This is a genomic window from Paenibacillus sp. FSL K6-0276, from assembly GCF_037977235.1.
In the GTDB taxonomy this organism is placed as follows: domain Bacteria; phylum Bacillota; class Bacilli; order Paenibacillales; family Paenibacillaceae; genus Paenibacillus_AQ.
The window spans coordinates 2,143,710-2,164,382 of sequence record NZ_CP150276.1 but is presented as its reverse complement, the minus strand read 5'-3'; the positions used below and the strand labels follow the sequence as shown (position 1 = coordinate 2,164,382).

General features: G+C 45.3%; 20 protein-coding genes. 2 read left to right on the top strand and 18 right to left on the bottom strand.

Going from position 1 to position 20,673, the window contains the following annotated elements; genetic code table 11:
* Positions 1–18: 18 nt before the first annotated feature.
* From MHH52_RS09890 to MHH52_RS09820, 15 genes are all read right to left on the bottom strand, one after another.
* Complete coding sequence (locus MHH52_RS09890) at positions 19–1,815, bottom strand: histidine kinase (RefSeq protein WP_340008267.1); 1,797 nt, start codon at positions 1,813–1,815, stop codon at positions 19–21.
* The gene (locus tag MHH52_RS09885) at positions 1,815–2,846 is read right to left on the bottom strand and encodes a response regulator (protein ID WP_340008265.1); all 1,032 of its coding nucleotides are present in this window, start codon (positions 2,844–2,846) and stop codon (positions 1,815–1,817) included. The genes MHH52_RS09890 and MHH52_RS09885 overlap by 1 nt, the downstream gene beginning before the upstream one ends.
* A gap of 64 nt (positions 2,847–2,910) precedes the next feature.
* Positions 2,911–3,795: a carbohydrate ABC transporter permease gene (locus tag MHH52_RS09880; RefSeq protein WP_340008263.1), complete on the bottom strand. Its 885-nt coding sequence runs from the start codon at positions 3,793–3,795 to the stop codon at positions 2,911–2,913.
* 21 nt (positions 3,796–3,816) lie between these two features.
* Positions 3,817–4,701 (bottom strand): ABC transporter permease subunit, encoded by an 885-nt coding sequence (locus tag MHH52_RS09875; protein WP_340008261.1) that lies wholly within the window; start codon positions 4,699–4,701, stop codon positions 3,817–3,819.
* A gap of 61 nt (positions 4,702–4,762) precedes the next feature.
* A complete protein-coding gene (locus MHH52_RS09870) occupies positions 4,763–4,969 on the bottom strand; it encodes a tautomerase family protein (RefSeq protein ID WP_340008259.1) in 207 nt (68 codons plus the stop codon).
* A 285-nt stretch (positions 4,970–5,254) separates the two neighbouring features.
* Positions 5,255–5,965 carry a Crp/Fnr family transcriptional regulator gene (locus tag MHH52_RS09865; RefSeq protein WP_340008257.1) on the bottom strand — a complete coding sequence of 237 codons (711 nt, stop codon included), beginning with the start codon at positions 5,963–5,965 and terminating at the stop codon, positions 5,255–5,257.
* 45 nt (positions 5,966–6,010) lie between these two features.
* A complete protein-coding gene (gene rd, locus MHH52_RS09860) occupies positions 6,011–6,193 on the bottom strand; it encodes a rubredoxin (protein WP_340008256.1) in 183 nt (60 codons plus the stop codon).
* A gap of 28 nt (positions 6,194–6,221) precedes the next feature.
* Positions 6,222–7,436, bottom strand: a complete 1,215-nt coding sequence (locus MHH52_RS09855; RefSeq protein WP_340008254.1) for an FAD-dependent oxidoreductase — start codon at positions 7,434–7,436, stop codon at positions 6,222–6,224.
* Positions 7,437–7,452: 16 nt separating this feature from the next.
* Positions 7,453–8,691 (bottom strand): FprA family A-type flavoprotein, encoded by a 1,239-nt coding sequence (locus MHH52_RS09850; protein WP_340008252.1) that lies wholly within the window; start codon positions 8,689–8,691, stop codon positions 7,453–7,455.
* Positions 8,692–9,346: 655 nt separating this feature from the next.
* A complete protein-coding gene (locus MHH52_RS09845; RefSeq protein WP_340008250.1) occupies positions 9,347–10,147 on the bottom strand; it encodes a Cof-type HAD-IIB family hydrolase in 801 nt (266 codons plus the stop codon).
* 299 nt (positions 10,148–10,446) lie between these two features.
* Positions 10,447–11,211: a pseudouridine synthase gene (locus tag MHH52_RS09840; RefSeq protein WP_340008248.1), complete on the bottom strand. Its 765-nt coding sequence runs from the start codon at positions 11,209–11,211 to the stop codon at positions 10,447–10,449.
* Positions 11,212–11,213: 2 nt separating this feature from the next.
* On the bottom strand, positions 11,214–12,734 hold the full coding sequence (locus MHH52_RS09835; RefSeq protein WP_340008246.1) for an RsmB/NOP family class I SAM-dependent RNA methyltransferase: 1,521 nt from the start codon (positions 12,732–12,734) through the stop codon (positions 11,214–11,216).
* 101 nt (positions 12,735–12,835) lie between these two features.
* A complete protein-coding gene (locus tag MHH52_RS09830; RefSeq protein ID WP_340008244.1) occupies positions 12,836–13,288 on the bottom strand; it encodes a DUF309 domain-containing protein in 453 nt (150 codons plus the stop codon).
* Positions 13,278–14,090, bottom strand: coding sequence for a GTP pyrophosphokinase family protein (locus MHH52_RS09825; RefSeq protein WP_313639062.1), 813 nt, complete (start codon positions 14,088–14,090; stop codon positions 13,278–13,280). Before MHH52_RS09825 ends, MHH52_RS09830 begins: the two co-directional genes overlap by 11 nt.
* Before the next feature lie 30 nt (positions 14,091–14,120).
* Positions 14,121–15,215: a quinone-dependent dihydroorotate dehydrogenase gene (locus MHH52_RS09820; protein ID WP_340008243.1), complete on the bottom strand. Its 1,095-nt coding sequence runs from the start codon at positions 15,213–15,215 to the stop codon at positions 14,121–14,123.
* Positions 15,216–15,426: 211 nt separating this feature from the next.
* Between MHH52_RS09820 and MHH52_RS09815 the strand changes: the two genes are divergently transcribed.
* Positions 15,427–15,564, top strand: a complete 138-nt coding sequence (locus tag MHH52_RS09815) for a hypothetical protein (RefSeq protein ID WP_167348489.1) — start codon at positions 15,427–15,429, stop codon at positions 15,562–15,564.
* Here the strand turns inward: MHH52_RS09815 and MHH52_RS09810 are convergent.
* The 3 genes from MHH52_RS09810 to MHH52_RS09800 all read right to left on the bottom strand — a co-directional run bounded on the left by MHH52_RS09810 (position 15,561) and on the right by MHH52_RS09800 (position 18,827).
* Positions 15,561–16,997 carry a L,D-transpeptidase gene (locus MHH52_RS09810; RefSeq protein WP_340008241.1) on the bottom strand — a complete coding sequence of 479 codons (1,437 nt, stop codon included), beginning with the start codon at positions 16,995–16,997 and terminating at the stop codon, positions 15,561–15,563. The genes MHH52_RS09815 and MHH52_RS09810 overlap by 4 nt on opposite strands.
* Positions 16,998–17,131: 134 nt before the next feature.
* Positions 17,132–17,374 (bottom strand): ferredoxin, encoded by a 243-nt coding sequence (locus MHH52_RS09805; RefSeq protein ID WP_340008239.1) that lies wholly within the window; start codon positions 17,372–17,374, stop codon positions 17,132–17,134.
* Positions 17,375–17,534: 160 nt separating this feature from the next.
* Positions 17,535–18,827 carry a DNA polymerase IV gene (locus tag MHH52_RS09800; protein WP_340009580.1) on the bottom strand — a complete coding sequence of 431 codons (1,293 nt, stop codon included), beginning with the start codon at positions 18,825–18,827 and terminating at the stop codon, positions 17,535–17,537.
* Between the two features lie 218 nt (positions 18,828–19,045).
* Between MHH52_RS09800 and cimA the strand changes: the two genes are divergently transcribed.
* The gene (cimA, locus tag MHH52_RS09795; protein WP_340008237.1) at positions 19,046–20,665 is read left to right on the top strand and encodes a citramalate synthase; all 1,620 of its coding nucleotides are present in this window, start codon (positions 19,046–19,048) and stop codon (positions 20,663–20,665) included.
* The last annotated feature ends 8 nt before the right edge of the window (positions 20,666–20,673 follow it).

The window sequence follows — 20,673 nt, the reverse complement described above, 5'->3', positions numbered from 1 at the left end:
CTGAAATCATCTATTTTCTCACTCCGCAGGCATGGATAAGATCAGCCGAGTTCCCTCATTCTCCACGCTTTCGACGCTTAACCCGTATTGTTCACCGAACACCATTTGAATTCTCCGGTGCACGTTCATGAGCCCGATTCCACCTCTATGATAGAGGGAGTCTCCTTCCGTATCCGCCAGCTGATTTAGATTCAGCTTCTCACGAAGTTTATCAAGCCGTTCGCGGGACATCCCTGCGCCGTTATCCTCTACAAGAACTAGAAACCGGTCTTCCTCTATTCTGGCGTCGATTCGAATATAGTGCTTATCTTCAATTCCCTCGGGAAACGCATGCTGAAAAATATTTTCGATCAAGGGCTGAAGTGTCAGCCTGACCATCTTAGCCAGTAGCAGCGTCGGCGGAATCACAACGTCAATTTCGAACTCTCTGCCGATCCGGTGCTTGAGAATCGTCATGTAGCTCAGTACATGATTAAGCTCATTGGCAATCGTAATTTCCTCCAGATTGGTTTGGATGGAGTAGCGAAGCATGAATGCCATGGCCTCCACTATTTCTGTGATTTCATCCGAATCCTGAACGACCGCGTAGCATTTAATAGTCTCTAATGTGTTATATAGATAGTGCGGATTTATCTGTAGCTGGAGTGCTTGGAATTCAGCCTGATGACGCTCCAGAGCCTCCTTCTGGGTTGTGAGCTCCGCTTCGTATACCCGCTCAATCATTTCGGACAGCCGGGTCACCATGAGATTGTAACTGCGCATCAATCCCCCCAGCTCATCCTGACGGCCGTTCATCTCAAGCCTGCGCCACTTGCCTTTTTCCGTCTCCCTCATGCCCTCCTTAAGAATCAGGATGGGCTTCGTGATGGATCGTCCGAACCAGGTGGCAAGCAACAGTGTGCCGACAAGCGTGAGAACTCCCACCACCAGCGTGGTCGTACGAATGGTAGAAATAGGCTTGCGCAGCTCACCAACTGGTATGGATACTACAAGCTGCCATTTAGAATATTCGGATTTTCTCGACACGAACAAATACTCTTTCCCGTCTACCTTTTCCACGACAGAGTCATTTGGGTGTTGAAATACGTTCTGAATGTGCTCAGCAGATAACCCAGGGTGGTTCTTATTCCCTTCCGCCCGATAGAGGAGTTTGCCGAATTCGTCCATGATAAAGTAGGACTCGCCCTGTCCGAGATCAAGAGGTTCCCATATGCGGGCCAGATCCTCTGCCTTGAATTCAATGGCCACTATACCTTTAGGACGATAGGAAGAGACCCCTCTATTTCGGCGGACCATCGTAATAATGTTCCTATCCCCTTCATTCATCACATTCGTGTTGAGAATGGTGATGCGGCCGCTCTCCGGCGTATGTTCGCTTAAGAAACGGTAGCGTTCCTGGGGATGAAACTGCAGGCTATGCGCTTGATATGAGTTATCATCGCTAATGGCCTTACCGTGTTCACCGATGACGTACATCAGATTAATCTGGGGATACAGAATAAACAAAGATCGAAACAAATACTTCTGTATGTCATTCGTATATTGATAGTAGGAGAAGCTGTCCTCCGGGTCCATGTCCAAGAACTCTTTGACTTGATTGTAGGACAGGATGGAATCGCTAGCCTTTTCATAATTTTGCAAATACAGGTCCGTTTGATAAGACGCACTTCTGATGACTTGGGCAATAGACTTCTCCGAAGACTTATCAAGCTCAGCCGAAGCCTGAAAATAGGAGATAAATCCAACCATGGACAAGGATAGAAGAATGACGGTCAGAAAGGAGGCAAACAGCTTGTTCGACAGACTCTTTCTCATCAATCTATCCCCAGCTGGTTGCGATACTCGGAAGGAGCCAGCCCGGTGAACTTTTTGAACGTCTTCGTAAAATGAGGATGGTCTGCATACCCGACCTCATAGGAAATATCAGTGATCCGATAGCTTGCATCGGCAAGCAATCTTTTGGCCTTCTCCATCCTGCATTTAATGCGATAATGTACAAAGGTCTCTCCCGTCGAGTGCTTAAACATCTGACTGAAGTAAGAGGCATTTAGACCAAGCACTTCCGCCACCTCTTCCAGCGATACTTCCTGGGCGAGATGTTTTTCGATGAATGCTTTAGCTTCCTCTATCGGGTCCTTTGCTTTGCCCTTGCGCTTTCTACGAAGCTCTTCGAGTATAGCTGCCGACGCTTCTGCGAAGCAGTGGAATAACTGCTCAGGTCCTGCTGCTGCGGACAAGTCTAACACGCTTTTACCGGGTGTGACCGAATTGACATGGAGCTTCTTCACAAGTAAGGCGTAGCCCTCTTCCAGAAGCTCTTTTTGCTGACTTCGGCTCATCTTGCGCTGGAGAAAGTCGGTTTCCCACTCCTTCAGTACAAGGTAAAGCCTCTCTTCATCCAAGGTCCAGATGGCATCATCCATACGCACGATCCATTCATCGAGTTTAGCGACAGAGACAAAACTCTCCAGCTTCTCTCTATTCGCTTCCAGTTTGGCGATTACATTTTGAAGGTTCCCTTTGCTCACGGGCTTCAGGAGATATTCTTTCACTCCATAAGACACGCATTGGCGGGCGTATTCAAAATCCCCATAACCAGAGATGACGACAGTCTGAATATCCGTCTCCATCTCCGACAGCCGCCGGCACAGCTCTAGTCCGTTTACCTTGGGCATACGGATATCTGTAAAAAGAAAATCCGGCTGTTCCTCCATTATGAGCTGGATTGCCTCTTCGCCATTCTGGGCCAGCTTAATGTTATACGGATGCTCGCCGCATTGCTGGATCATGATAGAAAGTCCCTTTCGAATCATGGGCTCGTCGTCTACGATTAATACACATCTCATCCATGGATACCACCTTCCGATTCGTCTCGCTTAACGCGTTCCTATTCTACCATAATATGATAGATCAGGATTTGACGGATCCGACCATCATTCCTTTAACGAAATGGCGTTGAAGAAACGGATAAATCATGATAATCGGAATAGTAGCGACAATGATAACAGCCATTTTGATGCCCTCAGGTGATGTGTGAGCCAGAGAACTATAAACTGAGGAAGCCGGGTCAATGCTGATATCGTCCGTCTCGAAGAGCTTCTTCAACATCACCTGCAGAGGCCATAAGGACGGCTTGTTGATATAATACAGAGCACTCATGTACGTATTCCAGTGCCCGACGGCATAGAAAATCCCCAATGAGGCCATTACCGGTTTGGACAATGGCAGTACCATATTGACGATGATCCGCAGCTCACCACACCCGTCGATCCGGGAGGAATCTATCAGCTCCTGAGGGAGCTGCATGAAGAAGCTTCTCATCACGAAAAAGTTAAACGCGCTGATGGCGCCCGGAATCATGAGTGCCCACAAGGAGTTCATAAGCCCCAAATTCTTGATCAGGATAAAGTTCGGAATAAGAGGGGCGCTGAATACCATCGTGAACAATACCATCATGACGATGTATTTGCGTCCTACGAATTCCGGCCGCGACACCGGATAAGCGAGAGCCGCTGTTGCAATCAGATTGATGGCGGTGCCCAGTATCGTAATATAGACGGAGACACCGAACGCCCGCCAAATGGAATGATCGCTGAAAACGTACTGATAATTGATCGCTGTAAAGTCCTTTGGCAGCAAGCCTACCCTGCCATTAATAATTGCTTCAGAGCTGCTAAAGGACTGGGCAATCACATTCAGAAACGGCAGAAACATAGCCAAAGCGAGAGCGGTCAGAAACAAAAGGTTGCACACATTAAATAGATTCTGGCCGCGAGTATAGCGTACTCTCATCATCCCTACCTCCATAAAGAGCGATTAATACAGCGATTCACCGGTTGTTTTTTTGCTCATAATGTTGCCGATGAGCACCAAAATGAGTCCAACTACCGACTTGAATAGCCCCACTGCTGTTGTATAACTGTATTGCTGAGACAGCAGCCCCGCCTTATAGATATAAGTGTCCAGAATCTCCCCGTTCCCGGTATTAAGCGCGTTCAGGAATACCCATACCCGCTCGAAGCCAAGATCAAGAAATCTCCCGATATGGAGAAGGAACAAAATCATAATCGTCGGAATCAGAGACGGCAGCGTAATGGCTAAGGTTTGTTTCCAGCGCCCGGCTCCGTCCACTTCAGCAGCCTCATACAGATCTGGATTTATTCCTGCCAACGCGGCCAGATAAATGATCGTACCGTACCCAGAATCCCTCCAAATGCCGGAACTGATCAAAATCGTGCGAATGTATGAATTTTCACCAAGAAAATAAATTGGTTCAAAGCCGAGGGTTTGTAAAACCTGATTCACAATCCCTGTTCCTGGGGAGAGGATGCCCAAGGCGATGCCGCTGACAATTACCCAGGACAGGAAATGGGGCATATAAACCACCGTTTGCAAAAACCGTTTGTAAAATACAAGCCGTATTTCATTCAACAGGAGCGCAAGCAATATCGGAGCCGGGAAGGCGAATATGAGATCATACAAGCCTAGCAGAATCGTATTGCTTAAGATTCTTCCGAAATCCTGATATTGAAACATGGTCCTAAAGTGCTCAAGTCCCACCCATTCACTGCCTGTAAAGCCCTTAAAAATGTTGTAGTTCTGAAACGCAATAACTGAACCGGCCAACGGCAAGTACTTGAAAATGATAAAGTACAAGATCCCGGGAATCGCGATCACATAGAGTGCTCTGAATTTCCACATGTTTGAAAGCAGGGACCTTTTCGTATCGGCTTTGTAGTTAATAAGGTCAACCCCGGTTAACTTAGCCTTCATTACCGTTTCCTACAGGTCCTGTTTTCAGCAGGTTCGCCGGAGCATTCTCATCTAAGGGGATTTCTTGAAATTCGATGGTAATAAATCGTTCCTCCCGTTCAATAATTCGGGATAACTCCCGCGTGAATACAGTGACTATCTCCTCCTTCTGCTCACTCGTTCGACCTTCGTACATCCTAATCTCAATATGTGGCATCAGCTTTCCTCCATTTCCTCGAATAGTGATTGAATCTAACCTCATTCTACCTACAATAAAGCGCTTGCAATATGGAGTTTCTATGAGTGAGCTTGTGTTTTCTTTAGGGTATATTCGGTAACAATCGGGCTAGAATTCAAACCACTCATGGAATCGTGTTGCTGTTCATGACAGGTTCTTGAAATAATTGCGACTTAAATTGTTCCAGATAAAAAGCGGCATTTCCCTACCGTAAACTAGGGTAGAAATGCCGCTTTTTATTTTTTTGATTATTTAAATACTATCTTAATACCCCATATAACTCTCCAAACCGGCTGGATCTATAATGAGCATTTGCTTATTCCCAATTAGCTCAATAAGGCCTGAATCTTCAAACCTTGAGAATTTCCTGCTAATGGTTTCGCGGGTGACCCCAACATAACTGGCCAGTTCTTCACGAGACAACGGAAGGTCAATATGAATATGAGCGCCACGTTGCTTACCATATTTGTCGCTGAGTTCCATGATCATATAAGCAATTCGTATTTCGGGATCTTTGGTCGCCAGGCTTTGCGCCAGATTTTCTGTATGGGCTAGTCTTTTGGTCACACTCTTCAGTAGCCTGAGCGAAATATCCGGATTTTCCGTCATCAGCTGCTCCATATCCGTTCGGGTCAGCATGCAAATGTTAGTGTCTTTTAGAGCATAAGCACTGAAGTTGCTCAGCTCATCGCTGTTAAAAATGCTCAGTTCCCCGAAAAAATCGCCGTTCATCAAGATGTGCAAAATTTGTTCCTTGCCCTCGGGAGTTGTTTTGGATAATTTAACATGCCCTCGCTGAATGATGTACAGCGTATCTGACGGCGCCCCTTCCAGAATTAACGGTTGTCCTTTAGTGAACTTACGATGCTTGATCATGGCGCTGATCCGGGAGAGATCGTCATCGCTCAACGCAGCAAAAATCGGCACCTTGCGGGTACAAGGTTCAGCAGCGTATTGGCAAGAATACTCCTTCATAAATGTCCCCCTATTGTTCTTTTATTGTACAACTCCTACTTCCCTTTAGGATGCAGAAGGTTTTTTGTCCTCAACCGGCGCGAAATGGCTGGTATCTTCACCGCATACCGGACAAACCCAATCTTCAGGCAAGTCTTCAAATGCAGTGCCTGCAACAACATCCTCATCGGGATCGCCTACTGCCGGATCATAGATATAGCCACATGGTAGACAGATATATTTTTTCATCTTTGTCATCTCCTATAAAGTTGGTAGTTTAGTTCAATCTGGTTTGTACTTCAGCCATAATTTCCACAATACTACTCCCGTTAACATCAATCCCCGTAAGGGGGATACATTGCTCCACAGCGGTTTTATATCCTAGAGAAGCAGCTGCACTTTGCCAGGATATCGCACCGATCATTGTGTTATCTTTCACATAGATACGCGTATACGACCCATTTTCTTCTCCGCTCACCGCCGTATCGCAATACCGTTCATCAACGTTGCCTATCGAAAATAAAGAGACTCCAAAAGCGTTAAACAAGGTAACCGGAATAGCTCTACGATACGCAGTCAGATTGGCGACCATATTACTGCCAGCAATCCGGCCCTGTTCGATCGCTCCGCCCCACAGTCCTTCCACATGCCCGTTAATTTCAGCAACATCTCCGGCCGCGTACACATGCGGATCATTTGTTTGCATTTGCTCATTTACGATAATGCCCTGCCGGACTTGAATATTCGAGCCACTTAGCAGTTCCGTATTCGGTACAATACCAATGGAGTAGACTACATGGTCACAGGAAAAATGAGATTGGTCGACCAGCGTAATTCCGGTAACAAACTCTGTTCCTGTAATAGACGCCACACCTGCTTGAAGAATAACCTTCACACCTGCTTGTTCAAGGTTGTCCTTAAGTAGCTGTGAGGATTTCTCATCAAGTTGTCTGCCCATCAGCCGGTGAAAGGCTTCGATCACCGTTACCTGATATCCAGCTTCATACAACGCCCAAGCGGTTTCGATTCCCTGCACTCCCCCACCGATTACTACTACATGGCTGCCATCCTGCAGGTTTTCTTTCAATCTGTCCGCGTCGGTCATATCCCGGAGGGTATGAACATTGTTCAGGCCGGAGCCCTCGAGGGAAAGCGCACGATTCTTCGCTCCCATGCACAATAGGAGCTTATGATAAGAAACACTCTGCCCATCTTCTGTCACAACAATTTGCCGGTCCGGGTGGACAGAACTGATTCGGGTCGAGGTTTTTACGGATATACGGTTATCACGGTACCATTTTTCCTTCTTGATCAGCACCTTCTCACTGTGTAGGTCGGTAAACAGCCCTTTGGTCAGCTTAATCCGGTTATAGGGCAGTTGGTTTTCCTCCCCGAGGATCGAAATTTCCGATTCTGCATCTTGATCACGGATGGCTTTAGCGGCATGGACGGCGGCTACTCCGCCGCCAACAATAACGTAATGTTTCGTCATCCTATGTTCCTCCTCCCTAAAATGAACTCAGCAGCAAATCCGAAACAAATTCAGCCGCATTTTTAATTTTTTGAACTTTCTCAGGCTCTTTTGGGGAAAACCTGATTCTTACAGGGAACTCTACATGTGTCATCCCCGTGGATTTAATAACCTCAGATGTGCTTTGCACCGTCATGTTTGTTCCGTTCAGATAATCCTGAATGACTTCAATGGCTTCACCACTCCAACCGTAGGAGCCAAAAGCTGCAGCAAGTTTGCCTTCCAGATTCATATTGTGCAATTCTTTCAGAATGTTCTCCAGGTTCCCAATCATGTCCGCGTATTTAGTGGAGCTGCCAATAAAGACCGCGTCTGCTGACGTTATGCTGTTCAGAATATCGGTGGCACTGCTTTTATCTGCATCCCAGACCTCTGTCTCAATATTATTTTCCTGCAAGCAATCCTGTATAATTTTCGCCATCTTCTTGGTACTGTTTTTGATGGTGGTATATACGATGGTTGCCTTTTTTCCTTGCGTCGTTTCGCGGCTCAATGTGGCGTATATCTCGATATATTTACGTATGTCCTCCCGGATCACAAACCCATGGGAAGGAGCGATCATCCGGATCTCAAGATCCTTAACAGCCTCTAACAGTGTTCTTACATATCTTCTATGAGGATGAATAATAGCTGCGTAATAGCCCTGGAAATCCTTCGTAATATCAAACCCCGCTTCATCGCTGAATAGATTCTCGACCGCAACATGCGTGCTGAAAATATCGCAAGGAAATAAGATTTGATCTTCGATACAATAGGTTATCATCGTTTCAGCGGTATGAAGATACGGTGTTTCTTTAAACAGTAGCGTTTTCCCACCAATATCCAGCTTGTCTCCGTCTTTAACCACCAGGAAGTTCCGGCTATGAAGCTTGTACATTTCCTGCAATTCGGGAACAGCAATCTCGGTGCATACGATCGTGGCATTTGCAGCCTTGGCGGCGAGAGCTGCCAGTCCACCAGAGTGATCAGGCTCTGTATGGTTAATTACAATGTAATGAATATCTAGAAGATCTATCATTTCACCCAGGCACTCGGCATATTCACGTCCAAATTCCATATCTACGGTATCAATGACAGTCGGCTTACCTGTTTTTAATAAATAGGAATTATAGGTAGTTCCTTTTGCCAAAATCAGGCGGTGAAATGGAACCTGGCGGTTATCGATTTTGCCTATCCAGTAAGTATCCTCGGCGATTTTTTTGAATTGTGTACTCATTTCTTTAACCTCCCATGTTTGATTGATAATGTTTATCAACAACCATATTTTATAATGACTGCCAAACAAAAAAGAGGATTTGAATCAAATTATGAAAGTTTGAAAAAAAATGAATACCTTAAATTTAGACGATCTAAATAAAGTGATTATGCGTTGGGTCACATTTTAAATAAAAAAGTTTCTTCCCAGATGTCTTTTCGATCCAATTCTCTAAAGCCACACAAATGTTTGCACTTCGCCATCAAGAAAGAATAACCCATAACAACTTTATGCCATATTCTAATGAAAATAATAAAGAGGTAGACTTAAATCAAAAAGGAAACACGAATATAACTACACGTATGTTACATCCCAAGTTACGTTGATAGAAGAATTAATAGATACGGAGGATATTTGTCAAGTAGTATTTATAAAAGTTATCTTGGCAGATAGAACAAAGGTAAGGAATCTGAAATCGTGGATTCCACGAAGCTATCAATATTAGTTCCTGTTGATATCATACCCTTAGGCGTAATTTCAGGCACCGGCGGGTTATTTTTTGAATAGAATCATTTCTGTTATGTATTTCTTTATTTCCTTCAACAAAAAAAGCATAAAGCAGACTCCAGACCGCTTTATGCTCTGCATCTAAACTTAATTTACAAATCCAAAAGAATTAGGATAAACAATATTTAACCAGCGCATCTCGCACACCATGCTCGTTGTTTGACCCCGTTACAGCATTCGCTGCCGCTTTGACCTCTACAGGAGAATTATCCATCGCAACGCCCATACCCGCGTATGTAAGCATAGAAATATCATTAAAATAATTACCGATCGAAAGAACTTCCTCTTGCGGAATTCCCAGCTTCACAGCCAGATTCTTTAATGCGTTGCCCTTAGAGGATTCGGGATGCATCAAATCAACGAAAAATTCACCACTCCGCAAAATGTTGTACTCAGGGGTCCAATTACGCCATTCACGTTCGGCTTCGTCAAGGATTTCTGGCTGTGTAAATACAGTAAACTTAACAACCGGTTCACGGAAATCTTCCCATGCTGGTAAAGTAGCCGGCACAATACGGAAGTGTTCATACATGTAATTAGCTTCTTTAGTCAGGTTCTCTACATTATCAACATACATATCAAAAGCAGTATTCACATCATAATGAATATTGTGTTTACGGCAGTAGTCAATATAAGGGTCAAGACCACGTGCATCCATACCGTATTGGTGTAACACTTCTCGATCTTTCACACGTACCGTTGCTGCTCCGTTGTGCCCTAACACGTAACCAGACAGCCCCATTTCCTCCATAAAAGGAATCGAGTTCTGCGGACTGCGGCCCGTACACAATACGATTTGACCGCCAAGACGTGTAACCTCAGCAATAGCTTCCTTATTCTCAGAACTTAAGTGGTGATCATCATTCAACAGTGTACCGTCCACATCTAGTGCAATCAGTTTGTATCTCATACTCCACCATCCTTGTCTTTCTTTTTCTATATATATTGAGCTTGAGGCTTTTTGTGTTAAGTATCAGTCGCAACTGCGGTGAATGTTTGGACTTCCAGCCGCTGTTATTTCCAGATTTCTTGATTTGTACCGTTTAATAGCGGATGAAATCCGGAAAAGCCTACGCTTACGAAGTGAGCTTTCCTACGGAAAGCTTTTAGGTGGTCGCTATCGCTCCTACAGTTCCAAAAATTCCCCTCCGTCACTCCGTTCCATTATCCCAAGTTTCCAAATTCAATTTATAGATCATTTTTTCTATATTATCCTTCTGATGCTTCTGCGCCTAAGAGTGCCAGTTCTTCTGACGTCAGCTCCCGACAAGCCCCCAGTGGCAGACTTTCATCCAGCTTCAATTCTCCCATAGATACACGTTTCAGAAAAGTGACTTTTTTGCCAACTGCCTGAAACATTCGCTTCACCTGATGAAACTTCCCCTCAGTAATGATAAGAGAAATATGAGAAATCACTTTACTGCCACGTTCTCTTCCAAGAATGGTTAAGTGTGCAGGTAAAGTAACGTAGCCATCTTCCAGCTCCACACCTGCTGCAAAGGCCGTGACATCATCCGCATCCACATCGCCCTCTATGGTTGCCTCGTACGTTTTCGGGACATGCTTACGTGGCGACAGTAACTCATGGGCAAGCTTCCCATCGTTAGTGATCAGCAGCAGTCCCACAGTATCCTTATCTAGTCTACCTACAGGAAATGGCTCAAACTGTGCATATTCGTGCTTTAAAAGATCCAAGACTGTCCGATCTCGCTTGTCCTCCGTTGCTGACAGGACGCCTGGGGGTTTGTTCATCATAAGATATATGAATTCACGGTAGGTAACAAGCTCTCCCCCCACCTCTATTTTATCGACATAAGGATCCACATGGAACCCACTATCTTTTACCACTGTCCCGTTCACCGAGATTAAGCCTTGCTTGGCTTGTTTTCGGATGTCACTGCGTGACCCAACTCCAATATGGGACAGTACTTTATCTAGCCGTTGTTTCTTGGCGGGCTTACCTGATTGGCTCATTGTTACATCCACCTCCAGCCTGCGGGATATTCATTCTTGAGTATTCCATCCTGCCACTTCCCCCAGCCTGCGCTATAACCATCAATGCAGACCAGAACGTATCCTTTTTGGGCACTTCCTATTCTAATAGAGAGACGTTCTTGAGCAATCGACAACGTCTCTCCTTTAAGATAGGAAATAGCTTCATGATTCGTACTGGAGAGTGAGACACTTCGGCAGCTTTCTTCCGGATGCAAAGCTGTAGCCATCGGGTGCCCTGGGATAAATCTTCCGTTACGGATTTGTCCTACATACCATCCCGGACGAATCGTCTTTAATCCATTTAGTCTTTCCTTAGAAAGTGGAGAAATGTAAAGATGATCACCGAACAGAACCGGATATCCTTGAGGTTCCCAACCAAGCTGATCACGTACAAAATTACCATACGCAGCCAAAGCTTGCTCGTCTCCTGAGACTTGCCGACCACGGTCAGCACCACCAGGTGGTTTGTGAGAGGATTTCCCTTCTTTTCCCCGTCTTCCTTCTGATTTATTGGATGATTTAACGTGTGCTGCACCTTTTTGAGTAGTAGTTCTTGCAGATTCATTTAACTTAGCCTCTAAATGATCACGTTCCTCCATTGAGAGCTTAGTTCCCTCATGTTGCAGTACAGCCATGAAATGTCCTTCGCCTTTCACCTTATGCGGCCACAGTCTTGCTGTTCCTGAGAGCTCTCCAAAGCCAGGAGTGAATGAGCCCGTACCTCCTACGGTTACCACTGAGAATTGTGAGTGATTAGCAAGAAACTCCGCTATAATTTCCTCATTTTCTTCTGTAGCAAATGTACAGGTCGAATAGACAAGTCTACCTCCCGGTGCCAGCGCCGCTGCTGCTGAACGTAAAATATCCTTCTGCATTGCAGCATATTTCGCTGGTGTATCAGAATTCCACTGCTTCACCATATCTTCGTCTTTACGGAACATCCCTTCACCAGAGCAGGGAGCATCAATCAAGATTTTGTCAAAAAATAGCGGGAATGCAGCTGCGATACGATCAGGACTTTCGTTCAGTACAATACCGTTGCGCACTCCATATAGCTCCAGATTTTTGGCTAGAGCTTTAGTTCGTTCTGGATGAAGATCATTACTAACTAGTAGTCCTTCTCCTAACAGCTTGGCAGAAATCTGCGTAGATTTCCCACCAGGGGCGGCACATAAATCAAGTACACGATCACCTGGCACAACTTGAAGTAATTCCACAGGTGCCATCGCACTAGGCTCTTGAATGTAATACAATCCCGCGTGGTAGTGAGGATGTTTACCTGGTCTGGCACCATTCTCTGTATAAAATCCAGTCGGACACCATGGAATGGGCTCCAGTCCTAAAGTAGAAAGAGCTCTTAAACTCTCCACTGAAATTTTCAATGTGTTAACACGGACGCCTCCATAAGGGGTCTCCTTATACGAATCCGCAAATTGATTATAATCTGTTCCCAGCATGTCCATCATACGCTCGCTGAAAGAACTGGGCAATTGTGCCGCCATGATGCCGTCCTCCTGATAGTATTCCCAAAATTTAGGTGTTTAAAGATTCAAGGAACACCCCTACGGGTGTCCCTTATACAATACTCATATATAGAGGATCTTTACTTACGTTGAAAGGATGTCGGTCTCTGAGGACCGCGTCGTTGAGGGTTATTCGGTGTGATAACTACAGCTGCAGTCTCTACTTGGTCCGCTAGACTTGGATCAATAATATCTATGGTCAGATCGTAATAAGAAAATGTCCGCTGTTCATATGACTCTAAGCGCCGAACATAATCTTTCACTTCCTCCACAAGCTTAGCCAGATTAATGCCGAGTGTTACTGCTGGATATTCCTCCAGTTTGGCAGAAGCTCCACTCAGCATAATCGTTGCACCGCGCACATTATGATAACGAAAATGGTATAACCCTACTGCTACTTGGAGAAGAGCTTTGTACAAAGGATCTCGTTTCTGGGCAAGCCACAGTTCTTCGAGCACCTCGTGACATTCGAAATAGTCCCTGTCACGATTAAAGTACACTAGGTATTCCAAGTACAACGGTTCATAAGCCATCCGGCAATCTATCCTTTTTAGCTGCGGAAAGAAGTCCCCGCACATGATCCAGAAGCTCTTTCATGGCTTCCATATCCTGAACCTGCCATATTTCGTTAAAGCGGGCCTGAGTATCTATAGCCTCATTCACCAAGTGATAGAAATACAATTGATGAATGGCCTTAAGAATCTGAGTGGTCATATTCGAGTTTTCCTCGAATGTCTTCTGCGCTTCCAGAATCTCTTCCCGAATACTGGACATTTCGCTGTCGAGGATCGATGCTGCTTCAGCAGCTGTCTTAAGTCGAACACGCATTTCATCAGGTAGACTTTCCCGATATTTATAGTTCAGGGAATGCTCTATAGTTGCCCAGAAATTCATAGCTAGTGTGCGAATTTGGATCTCCGCGAGCACAATTTTCTGGCCAAGCGCTGTCTGCACAGGATATTTAATAATCATATGGAAGCTGCGGTAGCCGCTCTCTTTATAATTGGTGATGTAATCCTTCTCATAGAGTACTTCAAGATCCTTACGGGCCCGGATATATTCGGCCACTCTGCGGATATCCTCCACGAACTGGCACATGATCCGAATCCCTGCAATATCTTCAATCCCCGTCTCCAGATCTTCCATCTTCACATTCAGCCGTTTAGCCTTCTCCAAAATGCTTGACAGCCGCTTTACACGCCCCGTTACGAATTCTATCGGCGTGTATTCCTCTCTTTTCTTCAACTCCGAACGCATTGTTTTGAATTTAACTTTCAATTCTTCCACAGTCTGTTCATATGGAAGCAAAAAAGTTCCCCAGTCCCTGCCGTCCATCGCCTTCGTCCTCCTGTCCTTTCGTCTCCTTTAGTGGTGATCAGCGCCCACTGCTTCAGAGATATGACTGAATCCATCCCGCCGTAAGAGCTGCCGTAATCCAGCATGCAATTTGCGGTTTACCTCCGGTCCTTCGTAGATGAGAGCTGTATAAATTTCTACCAGACTTGCACCTGCTCTTATCTTGTCATACGCATCCTGACTGGTGAAAATGCCGCCTGATCCTATGATCGGCATCTTCCCTTCCGTCTGGCGATAAATACTGCGAATGATCTCCGTTGAACGGTCGCGTAACGGCTTTCCGCTTAAGCCACCCGTCTCATTAGCCTTCTCATGACTAAGTCCATCACGGTTCAATGTAGTATTCGTAGCAATAATACCATCCATACCAGCTTCTGTCAGCGTGTGAACCATATACTCTAACTCTGCGTCACTTACGTCTGGTGCTATCTTAACCAACAAGCTTTTGGTAATGCCACTGGCTTTACGCTGAATCTCCATTTCTTCCTTCACCTGAGCTAGCAGGAACGATAATTCACTGCCATGCTGGAGACTGCGCAGACCAGGTGTATTCGGCGAACTGATATTGACCACAAAAAAATCACCGTACGGATAAAGCGTACGGATGCACTGACGATAATCTTCATGAGCCGCTTCATTACTAGTTATCTTATTCCGGCCAATATTAACTGCTATTGGAATTCTCCGATTCTTTAATTTCTTCAGACGCTGTGCCATAGCATCAGCCCCTTCGTTATTGAAGCCCATTCGATTAATCAGCGCTTCATCCGAAGGAAGACGGAACAAACGTGGGCTATCGTTTCCTGGTTGACCCTTAGGGGTGACCGTACCCACTTCCATAAATCCAAACCCGATCGAAGAGAATCCGACTACGGCTTCGGCATTTTTATCCAATCCTGCAGCAAGTCCAACCGGAGTCGGAAAATGCTGGCCGAACAGATCAACCGCTAAATCTGCCGTTTCTGGAACTCCGTACATTAAACGTAGCGCCGCGCTTCCGCCGGGAACTGATGACGATTTATCCAATCCACCTATAACGAGATGGTGAGCCTTCTCGGGGTCAATCTTAAAAAAAATTGGTTTACCAAAATTACGATACAACACCGTTCTCGCTCCTTAAGGGGTACTTCACTAATCCACGTGTCTACCCGATTCTGTAGGTTTCTTCTTAATTTTAGCCTTTTCTTGAACAAAAGAAAAGTATTTTACCCTACGAGTATGTAGAGACCATAACGCAGAGTATAGTAATTTTCTTGTAAACGCATTACAATATAGGGGTAATCAGCGATTAAGAGAGAAAGAAGGTATGCCCAGTATGTCAACTAAACGTAAACCACCAACTTTGCAGCAAAAGAAAGAAGAAGTTAACCGTAAAGCGCTAATGTGGATCGGCGTCAGTTTAACTTTACTAATTCTTCTAATCATCGTTCTGTTTATCGTTGCAGGAAACTAATTCAGCCAGTGGTATACTTTGTGGGGGTTGGTCTGATCATGCTTAGCAGTGGAGCTGAAGCGTTTAACCGGCACAAGCTGCTTTTCAGGCAGAACCCCTTTACTAATCACTACTTTCGTACCCTTAGGAATCAGTGCGAATAGCTCCTCCACATCTTCTCGACCCATTCGAATACATCCAAGGGATTCATCTTTGCCGACACTGTCAGGCTCATTGGTGCCGTGAATAGCATAGTTACTATCTGAAAGCTGTAACCCTCTGCTGCCGAAATCCCCATCATCTCGACCATTCGGATTGACTACTTTATCTGTGATGACGAAGTTACCCTCCGGTGTCTTATCTCCGCCAAGCCCTACCGCATAATTTCGCAGAATAATAGAACCGCTGACTACAGCTAATCGGTGATTTTGTTTATCCACAACTACTCTAAGTGGCTGATCAAAAAAAGGAACGTCACTCACAACACTTCCACTCTCACTTAAGGCTGTCGGAATACTCCTTACACCATCGTTAGTTGAGCTTGAAGGCTTCGCTGTGGCTTCTGATGTTCCCAGTGCCATCTTGGTCGTAGCCACCGCTTTTAGAGGGCTGAATTCCCGCTTCATGACTGCTGTCGTCCCACCAATCCAGTTCTCTGGAAAAGATCCTGTCAACTCCGCTAATGTATCTGGAAGCTTGCCTTTATGATTCTGATAAGCCCGCATTGCACTCCAGAGTGTGGCAATCTCCTCTTGGTCACTCTGCCATTCTGTTGCATCCTTAGCAAGTTGCCCTTGATCTGGCGGCTCACATGCACATGCCTTTGGATCATAAGACTGATACACCATCCGTCCCTTTCCATTCTTTTGCAGTGTGAAATTTAGCGGAAGTTTCTCTTTCCAGAGCAGCCACTTCCCATCTCGCTCCATCCCTAATACAGCAGCTTGAAAAGGTTCTTTGCGCATCAACATTTTCGCCATTAACTTCCCTTGAGAAGCCGCGGCTACATCCTCTTGCGCTGTATACATCGCTTTTTTCGCCTCGATAACAGGTTCTTGGCCTGAGTCTTTTTGATCTGGTAGATCTTTGACTTCTGATGCTGTCGTGTCTTGAAGCACTTCCTGTTCTCCTGTAACACTAATACCCGGAGCCACTGCTGAAGGTACCATTAACAGAATAAGAAGCATTAGCGCCAGTGATATGTATCTCAATCTTTGTTGGCCCCGCTCACGCTGGCGGCTCGCCTGCAACAATCCCTCTTCATATTCGCGTAGCATTTCAGCTGGTACCTTGCTATGCTCGAAAGCCTCATACACTTCCCCAGCCTGATTGAAGCAATAGTTAGCTTTTCCCTGTTGGCCATTCTTATAGTATTCCTTCCCCAGCAAGTACCATGCCATCTTATTATCTGGGTGCATCTGTACATATGCTTTGAGGTGCTGTGAGTTCTTCATCGGTACCTCCGAGTGTTTATAATTCCTTCCTAATTAATATCGGTCAGACAAAGCAAAAAAGACATCCCTAGCTGAACAAAAAGTTCGCAGGAGATGTCTTTATGTGGTGTCGCACGTTACTCTTTATCGAGTAATTAACCTTCTTTGTTAAAAGGTTCGTCCGCAATTTTAATGGAGTCGGTTGGGCAACCGTCACAGGAATCTTGGAGATCATCAAACAAATCGTCCGGAATCGCTGTCACGCCGTGGTTTCCGTCATTTTCATAAATAACTTCCGCCAAACCTTCATCATCGTAATCAAAAATATCAGGAGCCGTCGCGCCACATGCACCGCAAGCGATACAAGTGTCTTTTTCGACCCAAGTGTACTTAGTCATTTTTTCTCTGCCTCCCGTTAAGCAATACTGCGCTGTTGAACCAGCGTCTTATTTTTCTCATATTAATATAAAAAGAATACAATTTCAATTGATTTTCAATACGTTTGCATTTCTGACGCATTCTACAGCATCTAATTTTGACACGTCGTAGAACCTTTTGTCATTCTTTATCAGATTCTACTGATAGCAGATTATCCTTTTGTAGGGACGTTCCGCGTTCCTTATGATTACGGAGCCTTGCAGAATGGGAATCACTTAACATCCCGGCGGTCAGAACTGCATTTTCACCAAATTTATTGCGCAGCATATCCATGGCCTTGTTCAGTGACTCTTTCTTAGGTTGCCGTTCGTAATCGAACAAATCAAGCTGAATTGCAGAATCCTCTTTTGCAATCAATCCTTGCAATGTCACACCAAGCAGCCGTACCGGCTTCTCGCCGTTCCAATGACGAACATACAGATCACAGACAGACTTGTAGATATCCTCTCCACTTTCTGAAGGCACCTCAAGCTGACGCGAACGAGTAATCGTCTTCATGTCGGGCGTACGGATGGTAAGCTGCACACCTGAAGCAACAAGACCTTGCTTTCGCAAGCGACGCGCTACCTGATCACTTAAATTAAGTAAAATCGGTCTAACCTCAACAAGACCTACTACATCACGAGGCAGAGTGGTTGTATGTCCGATCGACTTACTCTGCTCCCGCTCAGGATTAACTATCCCATGATCGATGCCATTTCCAGCCCGTTTCAGCCATGAACCCATAACCCCAAAGTTCTCAACCAGCATAGTCTCATCAGCCGCTGCTAATTGACCAATGCTGTAAATTCCCAGCTTACGAAGCTTCTCTGCCGTTTTTCCACCGATACCGAACATTTCATTACACGGCTTATCCCATAAGATGTTAGGCACATCCCGTAGTCTTAGCACCGAAATTCCATTCGGTTTCTTTAAATCCGAGGCCATCTTTGCAAGCAACTTGTTAGGGGAAATGCCGATAGAACATGGCAAGCCCAATTCTTCCATTATTCGGCGCTGAATTGTTTCCGCAATTTCCATGGGCGTACCGAATTGTCGAGAGCCGGTGATATCTAAGTAACATTCATCTATCGACACTGCTTCCAATAATGGTGTATAGCTATAGGCAATCTGCATAAAAGCATTAGAATATTTGCGGTATAAATGGAAGTCCGGCTTAATAACGATAAGCGATGGACAAATTCGAAGCGCCTTCTGAACCTGCATTCCCGTCGAAATCCCTAATCTACGGGCGACATAGGAACAAGTAACAATAATCCCTTTTCGTAATTCAACACTACCTGCAACCGCAGTAGCTTTACCTCTGTATTGATCCGGGTTCTCCGCTTCATGTACAGAGCAGTAAAAAGCATTCATATCCACATGCAGGATGACCCTGCCACTCGTTGGATAATACTGATCAACATTATGCACAATATCTACCTTCTTATCCTCAGGGTCTCTATTGTCTGATTTAGAATACCTCTCGATTGGTGTTAGGTCAACTTTAGATGCTGTAAAGTTCTTTGTTACATTCCCGCGTAAAAATGCTATAATATATAAATTCATTTCCCTTGCCAATGCTTCCGATGTGAGTTTTGCGCGAAGTGAATCCGGAAGACGAAGCTTACAAAACTTTTAGGAGGACACTCATGTCTAAGTCCATCTCCATCTTCGATACTACACTACGCGACGGCACCCAAGGTGAAGGCATCAGTCTGTCGGCTGACGACAAGCTGAAGATTGCCAAGAAACTCGATGATCTGGGTGTGCACTATATTGAAGGTGGCATCCCGGGAAGCAACAATAAAGACATTGAATTTTTCAAAAGAGTCAAGGAGCTTCATCTGAACGCTAAAATCACTGCATTTGGCAGCACTCGGCGGAAGAATTCCTTGGCCGAAAACGATGACAATTTACAACGTATGATTGATGCAGGTGTTCCTGCTGCTACACTCGTGGGGAAATCTTGGGATTTCCACGTGCACACGGCATTACAGACTACGCTTGAGGAGAATCTCGCCATGATTGGCGACTCCATATCCTACCTGAAACGCAAAGGCCTTGAAGTGATCTTCGATGCCGAGCATTTCTTCGACGGATACAAGAACAATCCTGAATATGCTGCAGCCGTTCTGTCCAAGGCCCGGGAAGCCGGTGCAGATTGGCTAGTGATGTGCGATACCAATGGCGGAACGTTGCCATATGAAATTCATGAGATTGTTACCGCTCTGAACCAGCATCTCCCTGGAGCCAATCTCGGAATTCATACTCACAATGATTGTGAGCTCGCGGTAGCTAACACACTTAGTGCAATCGGAGCTGGAGCACGTCAAGTACAAGGTACCCTTAACGGATACGGTGAACGTTGCGGTAATGCTAACCTTTGCTCCATTATTCCTACGCTGCAGCTCAAAATGGGCTACCATTGTATTCCAGGTGATTCTTTACCACAGCTTACCAATACAGCTCGCTATATCAGTGAAGTTGCCAATGTAAATATGCCGGTAAACCAGCCTTACGTTGGAAATGCAGCTTTTGCACACAAAGGTGGAATCCATGTCTCCGCCATCATGCGTGATTCACGGACTTATGAGCACATCGCTCCTGAACTTGTCGGCAACAAGCAACGCGTTCTGGTCTCTGAACTGGCAGGTCAGAGCAATGTGCTGTCTAAAGCGCAGGATATGGGCTTAAATCTGGATCCAAGCAGCGAGCAAGCTCGTCGAGTGATTGAGAAGATCAAGACCCTGGAACATCAAGGTTACCAATTCGAAGGTGCTGATGCCTCGCTGGAACTTCTGCTACGGGAAGCTACTGGCGAGATGAATGAAACCTTTACCTTTGAGTCCTTCAAGATGCTTGTTGAGAAAAACGCAGAGCATCCAGTAGTATCTGAAGCCTTTGTAAAGCTGAAAGTTGGCGACGAGAACCTCTATACTGCTGCTGAAGGTAACGGACCGGTTAACGCACTCGATAACGCTCTTCGCAAAGCACTGCAAACTTACTTCCCGCAATTAAAGGAAATGCATCTATCCGACTATAAGGTACGGGTAATAGATGAACAGGATCAGACCGCAGCGAAGGTTAGAGTACTAATTGAATCCAAGAACTTTACAGACACATGGAGCACAGTTGGCGTATCCAGTAACGTCATTGAAGCCAGCTGGGAAGCGCTTGTTGACAGTATGCGTTACGCAATTCTAAATCAACTCACGCTAGATAATGAGAAGTCTGGCAATAATGAACCTAGAGGCCTTGTAAATCATTAATTTATATT

Excerpts from the sequence above, each read along its gene's own strand:
- MHH52_RS09890 (WP_340008267.1), bottom strand. The coding sequence starts at position 1,815 with ATGAGAAAGAGTCTGTCGAACAAGCTGTTTGCCTCCTTTCTGACCGTC.
- MHH52_RS09885 (WP_340008265.1), bottom strand. The coding sequence starts at position 2,846 with ATGAGATGTGTATTAATCGTAGACGACGAGCCCATGATTCGAAAGGGA.
- MHH52_RS09880 (WP_340008263.1), bottom strand. The coding sequence starts at position 3,795 with ATGATGAGAGTACGCTATACTCGCGGCCAGAATCTATTTAATGTGTGC.
- MHH52_RS09875 (WP_340008261.1), bottom strand. The coding sequence starts at position 4,701 with ATGTGGAAATTCAGAGCACTCTATGTGATCGCGATTCCCGGGATCTTG.
- MHH52_RS09870 (WP_340008259.1), bottom strand. The coding sequence starts at position 4,969 with ATGCCACATATTGAGATTAGGATGTACGAAGGTCGAACGAGTGAGCAG.
- MHH52_RS09865 (WP_340008257.1), bottom strand. The coding sequence starts at position 5,965 with ATGAAGGAGTATTCTTGCCAATACGCTGCTGAACCTTGTACCCGCAAG.
- rd (WP_340008256.1), bottom strand. The coding sequence starts at position 6,193 with ATGAAAAAATATATCTGTCTACCATGTGGCTATATCTATGATCCGGCA.
- MHH52_RS09855 (WP_340008254.1), bottom strand. The coding sequence starts at position 7,436 with ATGACGAAACATTACGTTATTGTTGGCGGCGGAGTAGCCGCCGTCCAT.
- MHH52_RS09850 (WP_340008252.1), bottom strand. The coding sequence starts at position 8,691 with ATGAGTACACAATTCAAAAAAATCGCCGAGGATACTTACTGGATAGGC.
- MHH52_RS09845 (WP_340008250.1), bottom strand. The coding sequence starts at position 10,147 with ATGAGATACAAACTGATTGCACTAGATGTGGACGGTACACTGTTGAAT.
- MHH52_RS09840 (WP_340008248.1), bottom strand. The coding sequence starts at position 11,211 with ATGAGCCAATCAGGTAAGCCCGCCAAGAAACAACGGCTAGATAAAGTA.
- MHH52_RS09835 (WP_340008246.1), bottom strand. The coding sequence starts at position 12,734 with ATGGCGGCACAATTGCCCAGTTCTTTCAGCGAGCGTATGATGGACATG.
- MHH52_RS09830 (WP_340008244.1), bottom strand. The coding sequence starts at position 13,288 with ATGGCTTATGAACCGTTGTACTTGGAATACCTAGTGTACTTTAATCGT.
- MHH52_RS09825 (WP_313639062.1), bottom strand. The coding sequence starts at position 14,090 with ATGGACGGCAGGGACTGGGGAACTTTTTTGCTTCCATATGAACAGACT.
- MHH52_RS09815 (WP_167348489.1), top strand. The coding sequence starts at position 15,427 with ATGTCAACTAAACGTAAACCACCAACTTTGCAGCAAAAGAAAGAAGAA.
- MHH52_RS09810 (WP_340008241.1), bottom strand. The coding sequence starts at position 16,997 with ATGAAGAACTCACAGCACCTCAAAGCATATGTACAGATGCACCCAGAT.
- MHH52_RS09805 (WP_340008239.1), bottom strand. The coding sequence starts at position 17,374 with ATGACTAAGTACACTTGGGTCGAAAAAGACACTTGTATCGCTTGCGGT.
- cimA (WP_340008237.1), top strand. The coding sequence starts at position 19,046 with ATGTCTAAGTCCATCTCCATCTTCGATACTACACTACGCGACGGCACC.